The organism is Streptomyces durhamensis, assembly GCF_000725475.1.
Classification (GTDB): Bacteria; Actinomycetota; Actinomycetes; order Streptomycetales; family Streptomycetaceae; genus Streptomyces; species Streptomyces filipinensis.
The window spans coordinates 371,746-386,464 of the sequence record NZ_JNXR01000002.1; the positions used below are offsets into that span (position 1 = coordinate 371,746).

18 protein-coding genes are annotated in these 14,719 nt (G+C 64.5%); 9 read left to right on the top strand and 9 right to left on the bottom strand.

Going from position 1 to position 14,719, the window contains the following annotated elements:
* Positions 1–10: 10 nt before the first annotated feature.
* Positions 11–790 (bottom strand): GntR family transcriptional regulator, encoded by a 780-nt coding sequence (locus tag IO33_RS0103460; protein WP_031159988.1) that lies wholly within the window; start codon positions 788–790, stop codon positions 11–13.
* 18 nt (positions 791–808) lie between these two features.
* Here IO33_RS0103460 and IO33_RS0103465 point away from each other — a divergent pair, with 18 nt between their 5' ends.
* The 4 genes from IO33_RS0103465 to IO33_RS50250 all read left to right on the top strand — a co-directional run bounded on the left by IO33_RS0103465 (position 809) and on the right by IO33_RS50250 (position 4,128).
* The gene (locus IO33_RS0103465) at positions 809–1,273 is read left to right on the top strand and encodes an NUDIX hydrolase (protein ID WP_031159990.1); all 465 of its coding nucleotides are present in this window, start codon (positions 809–811) and stop codon (positions 1,271–1,273) included.
* Between the two features lie 316 nt (positions 1,274–1,589).
* Positions 1,590–2,513, top strand: coding sequence for a PD-(D/E)XK nuclease domain-containing protein (locus tag IO33_RS45735; protein WP_051926373.1), 924 nt, complete (start codon positions 1,590–1,592; stop codon positions 2,511–2,513).
* Positions 2,514–2,632: 119 nt separating this feature from the next.
* The gene (locus IO33_RS0103475; protein ID WP_167349428.1) at positions 2,633–3,247 is read left to right on the top strand and encodes an SLATT domain-containing protein; all 615 of its coding nucleotides are present in this window, start codon (positions 2,633–2,635) and stop codon (positions 3,245–3,247) included.
* A 2-nt stretch (positions 3,248–3,249) separates the two neighbouring features.
* The gene (locus IO33_RS50250) at positions 3,250–4,128 is read left to right on the top strand and encodes an SMODS domain-containing nucleotidyltransferase (protein ID WP_157857786.1); all 879 of its coding nucleotides are present in this window, start codon (positions 3,250–3,252) and stop codon (positions 4,126–4,128) included.
* Between the two features lie 385 nt (positions 4,129–4,513).
* On the opposite strand, the gene IO33_RS46880 is transcribed toward IO33_RS50250, so the two are convergent.
* Positions 4,514–5,977, bottom strand: coding sequence for a pentapeptide repeat-containing protein (locus IO33_RS46880; RefSeq protein WP_245235669.1), 1,464 nt, complete (start codon positions 5,975–5,977; stop codon positions 4,514–4,516).
* A gap of 404 nt (positions 5,978–6,381) precedes the next feature.
* Between IO33_RS46880 and IO33_RS51645 the strand changes: the two genes are divergently transcribed.
* The gene (locus IO33_RS51645; protein WP_031159998.1) at positions 6,382–6,699 is read left to right on the top strand and encodes a hypothetical protein; all 318 of its coding nucleotides are present in this window, start codon (positions 6,382–6,384) and stop codon (positions 6,697–6,699) included.
* Between the two features lie 433 nt (positions 6,700–7,132).
* On the opposite strand, the gene IO33_RS0103485 is transcribed toward IO33_RS51645, so the two are convergent.
* From IO33_RS0103485 to IO33_RS52100, 7 genes are all read right to left on the bottom strand, one after another.
* The gene (locus IO33_RS0103485) at positions 7,133–7,900 is read right to left on the bottom strand and encodes an HNH endonuclease (RefSeq protein ID WP_031160000.1); all 768 of its coding nucleotides are present in this window, start codon (positions 7,898–7,900) and stop codon (positions 7,133–7,135) included.
* A 304-nt stretch (positions 7,901–8,204) separates the two neighbouring features.
* Entirely contained in the window at positions 8,205–8,429 is a 225-nt protein-coding gene (locus tag IO33_RS0103490; RefSeq protein ID WP_157857787.1) for a hypothetical protein, read from the bottom strand.
* A 261-nt stretch (positions 8,430–8,690) separates the two neighbouring features.
* Positions 8,691–8,993, bottom strand: coding sequence for a hypothetical protein (locus IO33_RS0103495; RefSeq protein ID WP_031160005.1), 303 nt, complete (start codon positions 8,991–8,993; stop codon positions 8,691–8,693).
* Positions 8,990–9,721, bottom strand: a complete 732-nt coding sequence (locus IO33_RS0103500) for a GntR family transcriptional regulator (protein WP_031160007.1) — start codon at positions 9,719–9,721, stop codon at positions 8,990–8,992. The genes IO33_RS0103495 and IO33_RS0103500 overlap by 4 nt, the downstream gene beginning before the upstream one ends.
* 8 nt (positions 9,722–9,729) lie before the next feature.
* Positions 9,730–9,954, bottom strand: coding sequence for a hypothetical protein (locus IO33_RS0103505; RefSeq protein ID WP_031160009.1), 225 nt, complete (start codon positions 9,952–9,954; stop codon positions 9,730–9,732).
* 202 nt (positions 9,955–10,156) lie between these two features.
* Positions 10,157–10,348 (bottom strand): hypothetical protein, encoded by a 192-nt coding sequence (locus IO33_RS52095; RefSeq protein WP_245235670.1) that lies wholly within the window; start codon positions 10,346–10,348, stop codon positions 10,157–10,159.
* Between the two features lie 132 nt (positions 10,349–10,480).
* Positions 10,481–10,759, bottom strand: a complete 279-nt coding sequence (locus IO33_RS52100; RefSeq protein ID WP_031160013.1) for a hypothetical protein — start codon at positions 10,757–10,759, stop codon at positions 10,481–10,483.
* 79 nt (positions 10,760–10,838) lie between these two features.
* Between IO33_RS52100 and IO33_RS0103520 the strand changes: the two genes are divergently transcribed.
* The 4 genes from IO33_RS0103520 (at position 10,839) to IO33_RS0103535 (ending at position 14,718) form a co-directional block, all read left to right on the top strand.
* Positions 10,839–11,594: a GntR family transcriptional regulator gene (locus IO33_RS0103520; RefSeq protein ID WP_031160016.1), complete on the top strand. Its 756-nt coding sequence runs from the start codon at positions 10,839–10,841 to the stop codon at positions 11,592–11,594.
* 365 nt (positions 11,595–11,959) lie between these two features.
* Positions 11,960–13,624 carry an energy-dependent translational throttle protein EttA gene (gene ettA / locus IO33_RS0103525; RefSeq protein ID WP_031160019.1) on the top strand — a complete coding sequence of 555 codons (1,665 nt, stop codon included), beginning with the start codon at positions 11,960–11,962 and terminating at the stop codon, positions 13,622–13,624.
* A gap of 6 nt (positions 13,625–13,630) precedes the next feature.
* Complete coding sequence (locus IO33_RS0103530) at positions 13,631–14,044, top strand: acyl-CoA thioesterase (RefSeq protein ID WP_031160021.1); 414 nt, start codon at positions 13,631–13,633, stop codon at positions 14,042–14,044.
* A complete protein-coding gene (locus IO33_RS0103535) occupies positions 14,041–14,718 on the top strand; it encodes a DUF8185 domain-containing protein (protein ID WP_031160023.1) in 678 nt (225 codons plus the stop codon). The genes IO33_RS0103530 and IO33_RS0103535 overlap by 4 nt, the downstream gene beginning before the upstream one ends.
* Position 14,719 lies beyond the last annotated feature (1 nt).

Sequence of the window (14,719 nt, forward strand, 5' to 3'; positions counted from 1 at the left end):
TGAGTGCGCGTCAGTCGACGGCAGGGATCCGGTACTCGAAGACGAATTGGTCAGCGGCCATCAGGGTGTCGCAGACCTCGACCACGATCCCCGCGGTCGTACGCGCCTCACGGATCAGGTGCACCACCGGCGCACCGGGGCTGAGCGCCAGCTCCGAAGCCTCCGCCTTCGAGACCGGCCGCGCCTGCAACGTCTCGACGAACTCCGCGAACTCGTGCCCGTGGTCTTCGAGCCGGGCGTAGATGCCACCACCGCCGGGGTTCTCGGCGAACAGCTCCGGGATCTCCTTCACGACGTCCCAGGGCAGGTACGACGTCGCGGTCTCGACCGGGGTGCCGTTACGGAAGTAGAGACGCCGACGAGCCAGCACCTGCGCACCGACCGGGACCCCCAGCCTCTGGGCGGCATCCTCGGGCGCCTCCATGGGCCCGATATAGAGGACGCTGACCTTGGCCGTCGCACCGGACTGCGCGGACTCCGCGAGGTAGGCCGCCTGCCCACCCTGCCGGAGCGAGCGCCGGAAGCGATCGGAGGAGCGGTGCCGTACCGGAGGCCGGTTCTTCACGATGGAGCCCTTGCCGTGCCGGGTCTCGACCAGCCCACTGGCCCGCACCTCGACCATGGCCTTACGGATCGTCCCGCCGGACACTCCGTAGCGCTCCACCAGCTCGGACTCGCTGGGCACCATGTCGCCAGGCTTGAGAACGCCCGCCCGGATCTGCTGCACGATCTCGTCCGCGATCTGCACATATCGAGGTCCGGTTCCGACCCCTCCAGCCGCAGTTCCCATAGTCCTTCCCTGCCTCCTATGCTCCTCTACATGAGTCAAGCACAGGAAGCGACGCCGTCTCCCCTGCACTCCGTATCCGTGGCCGGAGTGGTGGTGCGCGAGGACGGCCGACTCCTGGCGATTCGCCGAGCCGACAACGGCACCTGGGAACTCCCCGGCGGCATCCTCGAACTCAACGAGACCCCCGAGGCCGGCGTCGCCCGTGAGGTCCTGGAGGAGACAGGCATCCACATCGAGGTGGACGAACTGACCGGCGTCTACAAGAACCTGACCCGCGGCGTCGTCGCCCTGGTCTTCCGCTGCAAGCCTTCCGGCGGCACCGAGCGCACCTCCAGCGAGTCCACTGCCGTCTCCTGGCTCACCCCTCAGGAGGTCAGCGAGCGCATGGCCGAGGTCTTCGCGGTCCGACTCCTGGACGCCCTGGACGGCAACGGCCCCCACGTCCGCAGCCACGACGGCAAGCGCCTCATTCCAGCGGGATAAAACCTTCTCTACTTCATCAAGGCCCGCGCACGGCGCGGGCGCGCGCCGCCTCTGCGGCGCGGCCTGCCTCCTGTCTTCGCCCCGGCTGGCCGCGCCCGGCGGCGCGCTCGGCGGCTGCGGGCATGAAGTGGGAGACACCCTCTGTGGCTGGGGCGGTCGGCTCCACGGCTTTAGGCAGCCACTTTGGGGCGAGCCTCTAAGATCATGGCCCCAACGTCGTGCTTTAACGGGCAGGTCCACAGACTGCCCGACGCGCCGGAAGCTTACGGGGCCATGATCACTCGCCCCAAAGCAGCTACCATCAGGAGGGGCGGAGATGAGCGATCGGGTCACCATTACAGCATTCGGCAAGACGTTCAAGGTGCTCTCGGGTCACGCCGAGGACTTGCGAACCCTTGAGGCCGAGGGCGCCGTGTACCACGAGTTCGCCGACCGTGACAGTGATGGTGAGTTCCTGGGCACGTTCACGCGGTACCGAATCGCTTTTACTCCCGCCGAGATATATGAATACGTCGAAGCCCATGTTGCTCACCAGCAATTCAACGCAGCATACCGGGAGACGCGCGATTTCACAGGGGCGGTTCTAGCCGTACAGGATGAAAAGTATCGGAAGCGTGTCGCCAGTTACGCCCAATACGGCAATGGGAGACTCAAAGACGGGACACCGATTGACAACCGCGGCTGCTTCGCTAGCTTCCTGAGTTCCGAGATGGAGCTGCTGATATGCGGCGCGAGGAGGGATCGCTACGAGGCAGTTCCCACGCTCGGTGGGCAATCAAATCACGAGGAACTGGCGCTTCAGGCCCTGAAGTCGATCCCTGTGACAGCGCGAAAGCTGGCCACCCGGTCTAACTCCCGACCTGCATTCAGCGTTGAAAACGAGTACGACGTTCAAGACATCGCCGAGGCCGCACTTAGCGCCGTATTTCCCTCCGTTTCGCGGGAAGAATGGACACCTAAGAATGCCGGGTCGGCAAAGAGGATAGATCTGATCGTGAAGGATGTCGGCATTGTGATCGAATGCAAATATGTGCGCGATGCCCGACACGCTAAGAGGGTAGCGGACGAACTCCGGGTGGACTTTGAGAGTTATCACGCCCACTCCGAATGTCGACGCCTTTTCGCCTACGTTCATGATCCGGGACGATGCATCCTAGATCCCGAAGAGTTCATGCGCGACCTTAGCGGCCTACGCAAAAAGGGCGACAGCGAATTCACGGTAACCGTGATAGTAGGCTAACTGGCGTCACGGGGCAAAATGGTGTAGCGGACGGGCGTGTAGTTCGAGGGGACTATCCATCAGTCGGCCACACTCCGTGGATCAGGCCTGTTTTGCAGGCGCGAGCATGCCGCGCGCTGATGGACGTCGCAAAGCATCGCATTACATTGGCCGGCTTCTCTGCTTGTCCCATCTTCACCTGCTTGCATGATTTTTGGCCTAATGAGGTGTTTGTGTCACTGATCCCTAACGGCATCCCTGAGTCGCATCGAGCCATCGCACAAGAAGCCGACCGCATTCACGAGAGTGCGTTGTGGAGTGCTCAAGGACAGTTCGAGCAGGCCAAGTTGTGGCGGCTCATCAATCTAACTCTCGGTGTCCCGGCAGCAGCGCTCGCCGCCATCTCTGGCGGAACTGCCCTAGGCGGCGACCTCGGCGTCTGGCCCGGGGTGTTGGCTCTCATCTCGGCCGCGTTCAGCGCCACCCTGACCACCGTGAACGCGTCGCGTCGCATGACACAGGCCCAGGCGTCGGCAAACGCCTACCTTCAGTTGCAGACAGCCGCCCGACAGTTCCTCACGATTGACCTGGCCGACATGAGCCACGAGGACGCGCGAGACACATTGCGCAATCTCACCAATACTCGGGATGAGCTCAACAAGACGTCCGACCCACCGGGCCGCCTGGCCTACAAGAAGTCCAGCAAAAACATAAGCGGCGGGGGCCAGAGCTACACCACGGACGAGGGGGAGTAGGAATGGCGACGACCACAGTGGCCGCGTTCAACGAGTTCGACGCCAAGGTGAAGCCGTCACCTGCCACCTGGACCAAGGTCTACGGCCGCCGAGATGCCGTCGTAAACGTCCTCAAGGCAGCATTTCCTGCCGGGAACGACATCCGCTATCAGTCTCACACGATTATCGGCTCGCTCGGGCGGAACACCGCGCGCAATCCTGTCGATGACATTGATCTCATGGTTCATCTACATGTCGACCAGGAATTGTGGAACCGAAGATACCGGGACAATTCCTCTGAGTTTCTGTATCGGGTGCGGAAGGTTCTTAACGAAAACTCGCCCGTGCGCAAGATTGGCGCTCGCGGCCAGGCCGTGCGGTTCTTCTATGCCGACGGCCTGAGCGTGGACGTGGCACCGGTTGAAAAATACACGAGTGGAAATTACGGCATCCCTGATGGTGCGGGTAATTGGTTGACCACCAATCCCAACAAACACGAGACGTATCTCAACGATCGTAACAACGCTCTGGGCGGTGACCTCAAGAAAATCATTCGGTTCGCCAAGAAGTGGAACGAGGCTCACAGCTCGCGCCTTTCCTCCTTCCACCTTGAGATGCTGGTTGCGCGGACGTACGGAACCCTGGGAAATAACTCAAGGGCAGCGCTTCGATTGTTCTTCGACTACAACCTTCACAATCTCTCCGTGCAAGATCCCGCCGGATTTAGCGGTGACCTTTCCACCTACTTGAACTGGGTCAGCAAGGGCGCCGTGAATGACAGCCTCAAGAGTGCTCGGGACAGAGCAGGCCTGGCATTGGCCGCTGAGAAACGGGGCGACCACCGTGAAGCTATACGTCTTTGGCGGATCATCCTGGGCAATGACTTCCCTACGTACGGGTGACAACCCCCACGGGGTACGCGAGAGGCTGGCAGCGGTCACATCCCACAGCCGACCTCAGCCTTCACACTCGACTATCACGCCACGGGCAGACGTACAGCAGTACCAGCAACTGGTAGCGCTCGGCATCGGCCCCCACAGCTCCCATGGCAGCCTGTGAAACCTCTAACGACCGAACTCTCCAGAGCTGACGGATCAGAAGGTCTCTGACATCTACGGCTGACATCAACGACGCCGGACGGAGGCGCACACCAGCGGCTTCGTCCGGCTGTCGCACCAGTCGACAGCAACGGTCGGCGCGGGCGCGGATCGAACTTGTAAAGCGGTGGTCACGTATCGAGGGCCGGACGGAGTGACGGCAACGAGTGCGGACGAAGCGCATGCGGTGTCAACCGCGTTTGATCCGTCCCCGCACTGCAAGAACTCCCAGCCCCAGCAGGACCGGTTCGGTCAGCCGGCTGAGCATCTCAAGGTAGGTGCCCGACGGCGTGAGGTCCTGACCGCTTGCGCGAAATATCACTGAATTCAGTACTACCTGCAGTGCCTGATCCAACCTTTTTCGCGTGAAGCGATCCCTTCTCGGCAGCGTAAGCGTCGCATCCTGTTTATCAATGGTGAGAGTTACCCGGCCCAGGTTCGGCGGGATATTTCCGGAAGCCACTTGCTTGGGAGTGCTACCAGGAAGACCGATTCCCAGCATCAGCAAAACCGTGATCGACATAAAAAGAAGGAGCCAACCAAACGCTCTAGAAGCTCTCAGGCCATAGCCCGAAAGAAGCCAATAAAGGGAGAGTAGACCACGTTCTCCCAAAGGACTCATACGGTCTTTCCGGCGCATCTCCATCTCGCCGTAGTAAAAATCTGCCGCGCCGGGCTCATCCTTCCCGTCTTCATACCCTTTTCTCAGTTGACGATAGGCGGCTGCCAGACCGCGCGGACCCAGTCCAACACACTCAGATGGCGAGACGGGGGACCACCCGGCTCTAGAATTTGATGGAAAGAAAAAAAGCGCACGCCAATGATGCTCTTCTGCAATAACACGCCGCTTAGTCCACCAGCGTACCGGCACCAAAGTGCGGCCAAAGTGTAGCCCTCTGGGCGTATAAGCAAAATCGCAATGGCCTTCTAGTCGGATCTGATCAAGATGAAATGCTCCCACGAAGAGGCAGCGCGATAGATCCACGTCTGTGAGAACTAGGTGGGCAGCGTCTACGCCCCGAATGGAAGTGACATAAACCGACGGATTAGGATTAGCGGCATCTGTCACTTTCGACTCGTCCAAGGACTGGCCCAGCGGAAGGTCAAAAGGCGCAAGGTGCCCCATTAGAGCCATTGGGTGATCAATCACGGCATCAGACAAGTCAACTTGCGCGTACCTCAATCGCATCGTGACTGTGGAGTTCCAGCGCGTACGTCGGCACCTTAGCTCTTGCGCGCTCATTTCAATGGTGACTGGCACTTCAAAAACGGCATGACTCAAGTCAAACTGACCTGCCACGCTGAGCGGTCCAAGTTGAGGGGCGGCCTGAAAGGTTGCTCTCTCCATCCATACACTGTCAGAAAATACCGCCCCCTGGAAATCTGCGTCAGCCGAGAAATTAACTTCATAGAATTCGCCTTCTCCTGATACTTGAACCTCCTTAAAATCAGCCTCCTCTTTTATCTTTACTGAGCTGAACGCCGCTTGGCGCATAAAATTTGCACCCTCAAAGAGGGCAGCAGACTCAAAGACGGCCATGTCAAACATTCCAGCTTCATTGAATATAGCCGCCCGGAAATCGGCGATCCTCTCGAAGGTTACTCTCATGAAATTAGCTACGCCGTTGAAGGTTGCTCCGGTGAAGTCTGCCATTCCATGGAATGCCGCACCTTGAAGCTGTACCGCCTGGAAGTCGCAGAGAGAAAAGTCCACCCTGCCGAACTCGGGGGTAGTCTGGGGAGCGACACGCAGACGATTAGCCACTTGCTGAAATAGCTCTTCAGTGAACGGGGTCCCTCTAAGGTCGAAGCTCGCCCCAGGGCGGAGACTCTGCAAATAGTCACTGCGGGCCTCATCGCTGGCGTGAGCCAGGCACGAGGATTGATTTTCTAGGAGAATGCCAGGGCAGCCAACCGGGTCTGCTTGGGTTGCTCCTGTGCCACAGTACGGCCAACGCGGTGACCAAGTATCAGACATGACTCAGATCATGATGGATTGATCCGTCGGCTACAGCCGGGTGGCAGACGAGGGCCTGCTCCCAGCGTCATGATCTACCGATGGATGAGTACGCGTGGCCCACGCACTCCGGAGTGCCGGCCGCGGACTTGGTGCGGGAGAGCTGGGAGGCAACCGTCGCCGCTCTGCCCGTCGAGGCCCGGATCACCGGCAAGGTCATCGGGCGCCAGCGCTTCGGGGTCTTCATACGCATTGACGGCGTGCCGAACGCCATAGCGCTGGCGGAGATCACGGCCATGCCACTCGGGATGGACCTCCCAGCCCTCGGGGCCTTCGTCAGCGGGAAGGTCATCTGGCACGCCGCCCACAACCACCAGGTCAAGGTCCGGCTCGATGAGTGGCTGGCAGCCGACGAGTGATCTCCGCTGGGCCATCCCTGGGCCGTCCGAGGCCCTTCAGCGGTGACCGGTGACGACTGCTGACGACAGTCGTAGCGGGCGACAGCCGCAGGTCACCCAATTGGATCTCCGACACTGGTTGAACCATGCCCAGGCCCGGAGAATTGAGCTGACGTGCGCTGATCCGCGCATCGGTGAGTGTCTAACTGCGTGACAACGCCGACGAACAACGGCGGACGAGTGCGGACGTCTGCGGATCATCAGCGCAGGTGGGCGGCAGGACCTCCCACGGCAGCACACCTACCGAAGTTGCTTCGGGACGAAGAGGTCATGGGCGCAAATAGCGCAAGCGATGACGGCCGAGCCTCCTGGTGCAGAACTTGATTGATCCACCTGGGCCTCAGCTACGGGCCCAGGTGGCAGCTCGGGTCTAGCCAGTTGGCGCCTACCTCGCTCAGTACCTCCTTGCGTCCGAGAGGGAAGCCGCAGCGCTCCGAATGTTGTCGGCTGCGTTGTCGAGAGCTGCCGGCAGCTCTGACAGGCGCATCAAGGCCTGAGCTGCGGACGTCAGCAAGCTGACGTTGTCTTGCAGATGCGCGAGGTCGTCACCGGCCTCCATCAGCAAAGGCGCGTTGTCCTGGAGATGCGCCAGGCTTCGGCCGGCCTCGTAAACCATCCAGGCCGTGTCCTCCGAAATGCCAGGCGTACGCCCCTGTGTGCGCTCAAGGTCTGTCTTGAGGACCTTGAGAAGAGACGACAACTCCGGTACCTGTTTCGCGATGGCCCCCAACACCGGAGCGAGACGATCGACGTACTGATCCTGAGCCTCTTGGATCATCTTGACCAACCGGGCCTCAGTCAGCCCGCTCAATCCCGCAAGGGCGTCTTGTCCGTCGGCTTCGCGGACGCGCTTCCACCCTTCAAGGATCTCCACGGTGTACTTCTCGCCGTCCACACCGTCGACGCGCTTGTGGTGCACATTGCACAACAACAGCAGGTTGGCGAAGCTGTTCCTCTCTTCCAGGCTCCACGAAGGGTCGTACCGCTTCCCGCCCGCCTTCAGAGCGCGAATGTGGGCGATGTCCAGGTTCAGGACGGGCTTGCCGTCGATGATGCGCACCGTCGGTGCTCCACAGCGGGGGGCGTAGCAGCCGCCCCTCGCTAGGGTCATGAGAGCGGCGATGGTGGTGTTGTCGTACTTCCTCTGCGTCTCCTCGGCCATGGTGCCCTCCTCTAGTCGACAGGACTACTTGGGACGATAGGGAGGGGTACTGACAACAGGGGTAGATTGACCGGAAGTTGATGGGGCGCTGTGCATTGGCTGCTGGCCGCCACAGTGTTCAGCGATCCGGCCGAGGAGGTCGTGACAGACGCGTGCCAGATCGTACGGGGAACTGCGGGGAGCACCGGGGACCGAACGAACCCGCCAACCGGGCGCCAGCACCCTCCGCTCCAGGTCAGGCCGACCGTGAGCCCTACGCTTCCCAAGCTGAGGGTCCGAGCCCTCGGCGCCGGCCTCCCCGTGCTCAGCCGATGACCAGACCCGTGATGCCGAAGACGAGCGTGAGGACGAAGCAGATCAGGCTTACCGCCGTTGCAAGGCGCGGGACCTCGTACGTGCGACGGAAGTTAGAGATGACGCCGTTGGACCAGAAGGAGCAGATCGCGACGATGACGGCTGGGGCAAAGAGCGGTGTTCCGTGACACACGTATGCGGCACCCACAGCCAACCCAATGAGAATGATCAGCACATTGCCCCCCTGCATCTGCGGTGGTTCCCCCACCCCGCGCGGTGGCCACAGAATAGAGAAGAACCCGGCAGTAGTACCGGCTTCTGGCGGACGTTCGCGAGAACGAGTTCAGCTGGCCGTCTCTGGGCCGTCCGGGGTCGCACAGCGCCAACCAACAACGACAGAAGCCCACGGCATCTGAGCAGTTCAGAGCCGTGGGCTTCCTCAGCCTCGCCGATCGGTGAGGCCCGTGATCAGTAGACCGGCAAACGCCTGGCCCCTTCAGGAGCGGTGAGGATCGCTCGCCGCGAGGAGGTGGCCGCGGCTGACTGCCACCCGGAGTACGTCCCGCAGAGATCCGGTCAGCTTCTCCGTGAGGAAGCGCATCTCCTCAAAGGTGGAGCCTTCGCCGTCAAGGGCCTCCGAGGCCTGGTCCAGCAGTTCCGCCGCCATCCCGAGTTGCACCGCCTCGATGTTGTCCGCCAGGCGGGACATGTGGCCGGCCTCGTCGTCGGTGCTGAGGTAGCAGGGCTTGCCCTCCGGCCCCGACCAGGGGAGGAGCCGCAGTTCGTTCCGTGCCGTCATTCCTGCGTCGTCCTCTCGTCGGTGGGGTGGTGGGTGGTGAAGACGGCGTCGACGCGGTCGCCGGGGAATACCAGGAGCGCGGTCTCGACGACTCGTCCGGCCGTGTCGGCTGCGACGCGCGCGATCGTGAGGACCGCCGCGGCGGGATTGATCCGGAGGATCGTCGCCTCATCCGGTGTCGGGAGCCGGGCGGAGACCGTCTCCCGGACCTCGGCCGGCGGAGGGATCGGCACGGTGAATCCCGCTTCCGCTCGCGCGCCTGGTGATCCGTCGCCGGGCACTGAACGCGGCGCCAGGTCGTGCGGGACGTAGATGCGGGCCAGGCTGTGCGGGGAGTGTCCCTCGTGGCTGAGGCAGAGGTACTCCGTCAGGGGGCTGCCAGTCGGGATGCGCAGCAGGGCTGTCAGTTCCCCGGTCGCGACCGTCGCGGTAGTGCGGACCGTGACGCGTAGATCGGTGCCGGCGGCAGTGCGGGGGTCCAGCGTGCCCCACCCGCCGACGTAGGTGATCTTGCGGTGGGGGCGGCGGACGAAGTTTCCCTTGCCGTGGATCTTCTCGACGAGGCCTTCCCGTTGAAGCACCGCGAGAGCGCTCCGCAGCGTCGCCGTGCTGACCTTGTACTGGCCGGCCAGTTCCGACTCGGATGGGAGGCGTTCGCCGGGCTTGATGCGACCGGTCGTGATCTGGTGTCTGAGGTCGTCGGCGATGCCGTGATGACGAGAGGACATGGAGCCGGTCACCGCCTTCTCGTCATCCGTACGGCGGCGAGGCGGGTCCGTGTGTGGATGGTCAGCAGTTCGCCCGACTCGAAGAGGAGCTGCTTGGCGCCGTGGGGCAGTTGGAAGAGGTTGCTTACGCGGCAGGCCCGGCCGCCGACCTGGATGATGTCGCCGCGCCGGACGGTGGTCGCGGTGACCTCGACGTTGGATGCCAGCGCGCCGCCGGGGAGAGGGGTCTTCACCGCTGCCTCTCCCTGAGGGCGGGCTGGTCGCAGGTCGAGTGGCATGGACAGCCGCACCTCTCGTAGATCAACGGCAGGTCGACGGGTGCCGAGGCCGGGGAGGACTCCGTGCAGACGGAGTGCGTCCCGATCCGGCAGGCGGTCGATCGGTAGGGGGCGGCAGCCGTGGTGTCTGGGGGGAAGGGGTGCTGACTGGAAGGCATCAGTGGGCCCCCGCCAGGGCCGACCAGGCTTCCGCCGGCAGGTGGGAGGCGACGACCACCGCACGCGGACGTACCCGTTGCTCCCACGCCAGCACGTACGGGCGGACGAGCGCGTTCTCCTCACCCTGAAGGAGGCGGCGGTGGTTCGCGGTGTCCGTGGCCCGGCCGAGGACAGCCGTCGAAGCATCCATGGGCGCAGGGCAGGCGGAGATGACCGTCGGCCGCGAGGGCGCTAAGGGGCGGCGGTGCCTGCCCTTGGGGGCGTACCGCGCTCTGGTGAGTGAGACGGCTCGGCGGATACGGTTGAGCACGCTGTTCAGCTCCTATCGCTGATGGCCCGGTCCCCCGACATCGCCCGTCGTGGGGACCGCTTTGCGTACGACCGCCCAAAGGGTGCGGCCGCTCAGACTGGTGGCGACGAGGCCGAACCGATCGGCTTCCGCCACCGCTTCCAGGACCTCCCGCCATAAATCGGCGGAGAGAGAGTCCGGCACCTCCGCCTCGATCGACGCGTACCGGTCGTGCTCCTCCACTCGTGCGGGGAGCCCGACGGCGGACAGCCGGGCAGCGATGGCCGCCGCGCTAACTCCCGAAGCGGGCACAGGGCAGCCTCCGTCAACCGGCGATCACTTTCAGTGAAGCTAGTTAACTAGGTTAGAGCTAGTGGACTAGATTTTCCATATGCCTGAGCAGCCGCCCTACCTCCGCATCGCCGACGAACTCCGGCGGCGGATCGCGGAGCACGTATGGGAGCCCGGAGACCGCCTGCCGTCGCGCGCCCAGATCGGCCAGGAGTGCGGCGTCGGCGAGAACGTCGTCCGCCGGGCTCAGGAGCTGCTGATCTCCCAGGGAGTGCTGGAGGGACGGGCCGGGTCGGGGACGTATGTCGCGGAGCCCCGACAGCGGGTGCGGGTCGTCCGCTCGTCGGCACGGGAGCAGCCCGATGGGTCACCGTTCCGTGCGGACATGAAGGCCGTGGGCAAGCAGGGTGATTGGGAGAGCCGGACCGACGCCAAGGTGCCGGCGCCCGCGGAGATCGCGGCGCGGCTCGGCATCGCCGAGGGCGACCTGTGCGTCAGGACGACGTACGAGTTCCTCGCCGACGGCAGGCCCGTGCAGCTGTCCACGAGCTGGGAGCCGTACGACCTCACCGCCGGCACCCTCGTCGTCCTCCCGGAAGGAGGGCCCCACGCAGGGGCGGGCGTCGTGAACCGCATGGCCGCCATCGGCATCACCGTCAGCCATGCCGTGGAGCAGCCCGAGCCCAGGCAGGCGACCGCCGAGGAGGCTTCGATACTCGGCATCCAGAAGGCCGCGCTCGTCACGCACATCCGGCGGACGTACTACAGCGACCAAGGGCGGCCCGTCGAGACGGCGGACATCGTGGTGCCCGCAGCTCACTGCGAGATCGTCTACGAGATTCCGATCACCCGATAGCCCAGTAGGGATTGCCGTATGGCCGACGCCGACGCTCCCGCCTGTGCCGAGTGCGGTGACATCCGAAGCTGACTCCGCGAGACCGGAGGACGGCGTGCAGCGGCATCCCTGGGCCGACGGACCGGCCGACGACGGCGCCGAGACCCGGTCGCCCGAGTGATCATTCCCGGGCCGTCCCTGGGCCGTCCGAGGTTCCCCGAGGTCACCCAACGGCGACCGACAGCGACAGACGAGCCACCGCCGCCACCCGGCGAAACCCCAGGTCACAGCCCCCGAACCAAACGGGTTAACACCCAAGCCTGGCGTTCAGGCAAGATGGGGTGTATCTGCCCACTGCCAGATTTCAAGCTGCCGGACGGTTTCTCTTGGCTGAGTTCATTTACACCATGCGCAAGGCGCGCAAAGCGCACGGCGACAAGGTGATCCTCGACGACGTCACCCTGAGCTTCCTGCCGGGAGCGAAGATCGGTGTCGTCGGCCCGAACGGTGCCGGTAAGTCGACCGTGCTGAAGATCATGGCGGGGCTGGAGCAGCCGTCCAACGGTGACGCCTTCCTGTCGCCGGGCTACAGCGTGGGCATCCTGCTGCAGGAGCCGCCGCTGAACGAGGCGAAGACCGTCCTGGAGAACGTCCAGGAGGGTGTCGCCGAGGTCAAGGGCAAGCTCGACCGGTTCAACGAGATCGCCGAGCTGATGGCGACCGACTACTCCGACGCGCTGCTCGACGAGATGGGCAAGCTGCAGGAGGAGCTGGACCACGCCAACGCCTGGGACCTCGACGCCCAGCTGGAGCAGGCCATGGACGCCCTCGGCTGCCCGCCCGGCGACTGGCCCGTCACCAACCTCTCCGGTGGCGAGAAGCGCCGCGTCGCGCTCTGCAAGCTGCTGCTGGAGGCGCCCGACCTGCTGCTCCTCGACGAGCCCACCAACCACCTCGACGCCGAGTCGGTGAACTGGCTGGAGCAGCACCTGGCCAAGTACGCCGGAACCGTCGTGGCGATCACCCACGACCGGTACTTCCTGGACAACGTGGCCCAGTGGATCCTGGAGCTCGACCGCGGCCGTGCCTACCCGTACGAGGGCAACTACTCCACGTATCTGGAGACCAAGGCGACCCGTCTGAAGGTCGAGGGCCAGAAGGACGCCAAGCGGCAGAAGCGGCTCAAGGAAGAGCTGGAGTGGGTGCGCTCCAACGCCAAGGGGCGCCAGGCCAAGTCCAAGGCCCGTCTCGCCCGCTACGAGGAGATGGCCGCCGAGGCCGACAAGATGCGGAAGCTGGACTTCGAGGAGATCCAGATCCCGCCGGGCCCGCGCCTGGGCAACATCGTCGTCGAGGTCGACAAGCTCAGCAAGGCCTTCGGTGAGAAGATCCTCGTGGACGGCCTCAGCTTCACGCTGCCGCGCAACGGCATCGTGGGCGTCATCGGCCCGAACGGCGCCGGCAAGACCACCCTGTTCAAGATGATCCAGGGCCTGGAGACGCCGGACGCCGGTGACATCAAGGTCGGCGAGACCGTCAAGATCTCCTACGTCGACCAGAGCCGCGAGAACCTCGACCCGAAGAAGACGCTGTGGGAGGTCGTGTCCGACGGGCTCGACTACATCAACGTCGGCCACGTCGAGATGCCGAGCCGGGCGTACGTGTCGGCGTTCGGCTTCAAGGGTCCGGACCAGCAGAAGCCGACCGGCGTCCTGTCCGGCGGTGAGCGCAACCGCCTCAACCTGGCGCTCACCCTCAAGCAGGGCGGCAACCTGCTGCTCCTCGACGAGCCCACCAACGACCTCGACGTCGAGACCCTCTCCAGCCTGGAGAACGCGCTGCTGGACTTCCCCGGCTGCGCCGTCGTCGTCTCCCACGACCGGTGGTTCCTCGACCGCGTCGCCACGCACATCCTCGCCTACGAGGGTGAGTCGAAGTGGTTCTGGTTCGAGGGCAACTTCGAGTCGTACGAGAAGAACAAGGTCGAGCGGCTGGGCCCGGACGCCGCGCGTCCGCACCGCGCCACCTACAAGAAGCTGACCCGGGGCTGATCGGTCTTGCGTCACATCTACCGCTGCCCGTTGCGCTGGTCGGACATGGACGCGTACGGACATGTCAACAACGCGATCTTCCTGCGCTATCTGGAGGAGGCCCGGATCGACTTCCTGTCCCTGCGGGGCAAGGAGTCCAAGCAGGGGTCCGTGGTGGCACGCCACGAGATCGACTACAAGCGGCAGCTCGTCCACCGGCCCACGCCCGTGGACATCGAGCTGTGGGTCACGGAGATCAAGGCCGCGTCCTTCACCGTCACCTACGAGGTGAAGGACGCGGAGGCGGTCTACGTACAGGCCGCCACCGTGGTCGTCCCGTTCGACTTCGAGACGCAGCGGCCGCGCCGGCTCACCGCCCAGGAGCGGGAGTTCCTGCAGAAGTACCGGGACGACGCCGACGAGGAGGCCGTCGCCGCATGACGGTGCTGCACCTGGCCGACGAGACGGAGGCGGCCGACCTCGCCGCCTTCCTCTCCCGGCTGCTCCACTACGACCGTGGAGCCGCGGTGCGCCTGCAGGCGGCCGGCACGGCGCTCGCCGTCTTCGGCCGCCCGCCGTCCTTCGAGGTGCTGGCCGTACGTGCGGTACGGCTGGCCAAGCCGTACGAGAACGGGCTCGACGTCACCCTCGACGTGACCGTCTCCGCGGGTGAGTTCCTGGAGGGCGTGGACGAGCGCGCGGCCACCGCCACCGTGCCCGCCGCGGTCACCGGCCCGCCGTGGGCCGGTGTGCTGCCGCCGCGCGGCGGCTGGCAGGCCGAGCCGGGGCTGCCCGCCCCGGACGCGCTGCGGGCGACGGTCGCCGCGGCGGTCGCCGAGTTCCGGTCCCGTACGCAGGAACTGGCGCCGGACGGGCGTACCCGCGCGGAACTGGACCGGATCGGCCGGGACATCTGGTCCCGGGAGATAGCGGGGACCGGGCTTCCGGTGCGGGCCGTGCACGCGGCCCAGTCCCTGGGCTTCCTGCGGCCGGGCGCCGGTCCGGCCGACACCGGGCTGTTCTCCTCGGGGGCGTGGCTCAGGCTGCGCACCCCCTACGGGTCCGTCGCGGTGCGCCGGGCCGGGCTGGGTCCGCTGGGCGTCACCATCCGCTGAA